The organism is Dysgonomonas reticulitermitis (assembly GCF_054601275.1).
On the sequence record NZ_BAAHWU010000109.1, the window covers coordinates 1 to 2469 of the forward strand.

5 protein-coding genes are annotated in these 2469 nt (G+C 39.8%); 2 read left to right on the top strand and 3 right to left on the bottom strand.

The features are described from left to right. Window positions 1-90: 90 nt before the first annotated feature. Genes ACYPZI_RS15825 through ACYPZI_RS15835 form a run of 3 tightly spaced genes read right to left on the bottom strand, consistent with a single transcriptional unit; the run spans window position 91 to window position 933 of the window. On the bottom strand, window positions 91-306 hold the full coding sequence (locus tag ACYPZI_RS15825; RefSeq protein WP_459603320.1) for a hypothetical protein: 216 nt from the start codon (window positions 304-306) through the stop codon (window positions 91-93). Between the two features lie 31 nt (window positions 307-337). Next, on the bottom strand, window positions 338-622 hold the full coding sequence (locus ACYPZI_RS15830) for a DUF3876 domain-containing protein (RefSeq protein WP_459603322.1): 285 nt from the start codon (window positions 620-622) through the stop codon (window positions 338-340). 2 nt (window positions 623-624) lie between these two features. Beyond that, window positions 625-933 (bottom strand): helix-turn-helix domain-containing protein, encoded by a 309-nt coding sequence (locus tag ACYPZI_RS15835; RefSeq protein ID WP_459603324.1) that lies wholly within the window; start codon window positions 931-933, stop codon window positions 625-627. Between the two features lie 678 nt (window positions 934-1611). Here ACYPZI_RS15835 and ACYPZI_RS15840 point away from each other — a divergent pair. Continuing rightward, window positions 1612-1944 carry a DUF3408 domain-containing protein gene (locus ACYPZI_RS15840; RefSeq protein ID WP_459603326.1) on the top strand — a complete coding sequence of 111 codons (333 nt, stop codon included), beginning with the start codon at window positions 1612-1614 and terminating at the stop codon, window positions 1942-1944. A gap of 129 nt (window positions 1945-2073) precedes the next feature. Continuing rightward, window positions 2074-2349, top strand: coding sequence for a plasmid mobilization protein (locus ACYPZI_RS15845; RefSeq protein ID WP_459603328.1), 276 nt, complete (start codon window positions 2074-2076; stop codon window positions 2347-2349). The last annotated feature ends 120 nt before the right edge of the window (window positions 2350-2469 follow it).

Sequence of the window (2469 nt, forward strand, 5' to 3'; positions counted from 1 at the left end):
CTCCCTGTCCGGTTTCCCATTCAGATAAGTCGGTTGATGATAGGTCACTTCAAAGAACACAAACCTAATCTCTTGCCAAAGAGATATTTATTATATACCCAGTACGGGCGCAGGGTAATCCTGCAAACTGCTCCGGCTGACCTTCAGTTTTTTCGACAATTCCTCGTCCGTATAAAAGCTCTCTCCGTGTAGTGTCGGTTTACGAATGGGAAATAATCGCTCCATTAGCGAAGCCAAACGATCCAATGAAAGAAGAAATGATTTTACACGTTCATTATTCTCCGGTGTGATTAATTGGTTGCTCATATTCTTGTTGTTATTATATTGATTTATTTGTCTAATACTTTATATAGCTGCCCCAACCTGTGATATGAAGCCCATAGGGAGAGCTTTCAGATATTAATCGGCAGATTTTTATTCCCATTTGGATATACCAACCATTTTCGTCGGAATCCATATCATAGCAAGAAAAATCTCCTCGCTCCAATTCCTTGTCGTAGCTGTAGGTTAGCAGATAATAGTTGCCATCGTATCCCTGAAAAATATATACATCGGGATTGCCGTTTACACTTTCCCAAGCTCCTAACCATGCGAGAGGGAAAATTTGATACTCATTCTCCATGCTTATAATTCTTTTCCCTTGTCAATAGCCTGTTTACGTTTCTCTTCTACCAGAGGGAGAACCTTTTCCACATCTTCGGGTTTATAATAGGTCTTGTGGTTAATCTGAGTATAAGCCAACGTTCCGTTATCCCGAAGCGTTTGTAAGGTTCGAGGCGAGATATTCAGCAGCATACACACATCCTGATTGTCCATCCACTCGCTTTCTGTATTGCCATACAGACGACAAAGATGTTCCATTCGGGTAGCGAAATTCTCAAATTTTGAGAGCATCGCCTCGAATGTTTTCGCATCAATAGTTACTATTTCCATCTTGATATTTTATTTGTTAAATTTCTATTTCCTGCCAAAATTAAGGTATTAAATTATCACATTCCAAAGAACGGCTTCCTTTGCTTTTTTACACTGTATTTTGCACAAGTTCATTCCCTGAAGCGGTGATATTTTCACCTTTTCACCACGAAGTAAAACAGAAAAATCCGCATCGCAAAGGATTTACAGGCAAGTGGCAGCATGTTGCGTCGATTTGGCAGTGGTTTGCTTCGGTGGGTAGGACAAATCTTTTGTTTGAACAGGTATTTTAGTCCGAAAAAGTTACTTTTCCAATCCAACTCAACTTCTTTCAAATTTTATCAGAACATAATCAAAAATAAGAAGAACAGTTATTGTCGGCACATTGTAATTCGGTGTGCAAACCGGTGCAGTTTACACCGTCTTTCAAGAAACTGTAATGGAAAGATATTGCAGAATCATCCATATAATCCCAATTCGATTATGGTACTGATTAATAATTGTTTATTTGCATCAGAATTGATTTCAGAACAGAGTTAAACAGTAAGTTCAGAGCCGGAATATTGACGGATATAAAAACTGACGCTTATATGAGAATCTGTTTCAGAATCAATTTGGAAATAAGATAAGATGTTAGTATAGAATTCAATATTTAATTCAGAACAGGCATCAATGTTTAACAATTAAAAGGAATAAGTAATGAAAGCAAAAAAGAATCAAAAACAGGTTTCAATCGAGGAATATATTGAGACCTATTGTCAGGAGAAACGGATGAGGGAACGGTTCGCAGTATATATCAGTCCACAGACGCATCGCAATCTTAAAAGTATTGCACGGCTGTTTGCAAGCGAACATCACACAACAGCATCTTCCTTAGCTGATTCCATCATATCCTGCCATTTTGAGGCATACAGGGAGCTTTTGAGCGGTGTGCAGAAGGAGGACAGACACGGACTTCTCGAATGGCTGGAGGGCATGAAACGGTGCGGGAATGAAGAACAGGATGAACAATCGAATGATGTCGAGGTATAGATATTTTATTTCCACAAACGAGAGTGTAAAATTTACCCATTCCAATGGAACATAAATGTTTGGTTAGCGTAGCAAGGGTATGTTTTCGTAATACGAAAACCCTTGCTTTCGCTGACGTGAAAGGGAAAATTGCTCCCGTTGGTCGGCAATTTTATGGAAGAAGCAAGTAAAGATAAGCACAAAGGCGGTCGCCCGAAAAAGGGCATTTCGCAACGGAAATCGCGAATGGTCAGCATCCGCTTCTCCGAACCGGAATACTACGCCGTTAAGCGAAGGGCGTCCCTCGCCGGGCTGACCGTTAGCGCTTATTCACATGCCGCGATTCTGAATAGCAAAATCGTCGAACCGGTGAAAAAAGAAGAGATGGACTTACTTCGGAAACTGTCGGGCGAGGCTAATATATAAATTATATTATTAAATTACCCAAATAAGTTATATCTTTGTAGTCTCACTGATTAAACAGAAAGACAATGGGACGTAAGGTAAAACAACTAAAGAATTACACTACCGAACAGGTAGAGGCGA

Bases quoted from the DNA above. Each gene is read 5' to 3' on its own strand.
- ACYPZI_RS15825 (WP_459603320.1), bottom strand. From the start codon at position 306: ATGAGCAACCAATTAATCACACCGGAGAATAATGAACGTGTAAAATCA.
- ACYPZI_RS15830 (WP_459603322.1), bottom strand. From the start codon at position 622: ATGGAGAATGAGTATCAAATTTTCCCTCTCGCATGGTTAGGAGCTTGG.
- ACYPZI_RS15835 (WP_459603324.1), bottom strand. From the start codon at position 933: ATGGAAATAGTAACTATTGATGCGAAAACATTCGAGGCGATGCTCTCA.
- ACYPZI_RS15840 (WP_459603326.1), top strand. From the start codon at position 1,612: ATGAAAGCAAAAAAGAATCAAAAACAGGTTTCAATCGAGGAATATATT.